The 1,482-nt window shown below is 42.2% G+C and carries 1 protein-coding gene; it reads left to right on the top strand.

The annotated features are described in order from the left end of the window. Positions 1-1,398, top strand: a 1,398-nt coding sequence (locus KCG35_RS25245) for a calcium-binding protein (protein WP_304956774.1), incomplete at its 5' end; no start/stop codon positions are given. Positions 1,399-1,482: the final 84 nt, after the last annotated feature.

The following is a 1,482-nucleotide window of genomic DNA, read 5'->3' as shown; positions in this document are numbered from 1 at the left end:
CAAGCAGATCAATTAAATGGCGATGATCTTACCAATTATCTGTATGGTCATGACGGAAATGACCAAATATATGGTCTTGGAGGACATGACGTCATAAACGGAGGTGCAGGAAGTGACTATCTCGTTGGTGGCGCGGGTGATGACAGCATAGCAGGTCAAAGTAACCAGTCTAAGGATAAACCTGATGACTCTAATACTATTTTTGGTAATGGAGGTGATGATCAAATTGGTGGGGGATCTTATACTGACGTCATTGACGGTGGTGCGGACAGTGACTTTATCTCTGGTTATACGGGCGACGATAAGATATCTGGAGGGGCCGGTATTGACTTTATTGCGGGTGATTCCTTCTCTGTTCTTCGTGCTTACTACCCAGAGCGCAACAACCAAGTAGTAGCCTCCTTTTACGGGCTAAATAAAAAAGATGACAAGTATACGTATAATGATGTGATATCCGGTGGGGATGGTGATGATACCATTTATGGTGAGATGGGCGATGACATTATTAGTGGTGACGCTGGTGCGGATGTAATTTTTGGTGACCGTTCTATCAGCGCAGACTTAAATGCTAGTGCCTCAGCACTAATCACTGAGAATTTTTATTGGAAAGAAGGCAAACAACCTGGAGCTCTTCCTGTTGAGCTTCATGGCGATGATATTTTATCTGGTGGGGATGGTGAGGATGTCATTGTCGGTAATGGTGGTAATGACCGCCTTTACGGTGGAAACGGTACTGACCGGCTATATGGTGACAGTCGTACAGAAAATAGCGAGCTCAGTGGCAATGATTATCTCGATGGCGGCGCTGGGTCCGATATACTTCGTGGAGGCGATGGAGATGACATCTTAAGAGGGGGCTATGGAAAGGATTTACTCGAAGGGGAGAAGGGTAATGATCTTTATCTTTTCCAAAGAAATGATGGCATCGATTTTATAGAAGATACGGAAGGACAAAACACCATTCGTTTAACGAATATTGCATTTGATGATATCAATTTTGGTATTCATCAAAACGAACAAGGTGGCTTCCTTGTTGTGGATCATAAGGAATTAAATATTTTTAATGAAAAAGATGCATTATTAATTAATGCTTTTGAAAAAGGAACATCCACAGTAAAAAGCGGCGTTGAGGATATGCAAATTGAATTTGTAGACGGTACCCGAAAAACAGTACTTGAATTAAGAAATCAAGTTGTGCAATCGGAATCGGAAGTACCAACACGTAGCGCACGTAGAGTAAGAAGTGTCGATAATGATGTACAATTATCTAGCGCTTCAAAAGTCGATGTACTTGTCCAAGCTATGGCTACGTTAGCCACCAGTGACGCCTCAGACATGAGTTCACCACCAACGGTTAATACTTTACTCAGACCTGTACTAACCACCAGTGCAGTATAAAAAACTGTCTCACTAATACATACCCAAAGGACTGGGTATGTCAAAAAGTATAGGTCATCAAAAAAATAGCCGATAACCCTGCTT

It is taken from the genome of Zooshikella harenae, from assembly GCF_018837975.1.
GTDB classification, from domain to species: domain Bacteria; phylum Pseudomonadota; class Gammaproteobacteria; order Pseudomonadales; family Zooshikellaceae; genus Zooshikella; species Zooshikella harenae.
Note: the sequence above shows the minus strand (reverse complement) of the source record. Positions and strands in the feature narration are given on the sequence as shown.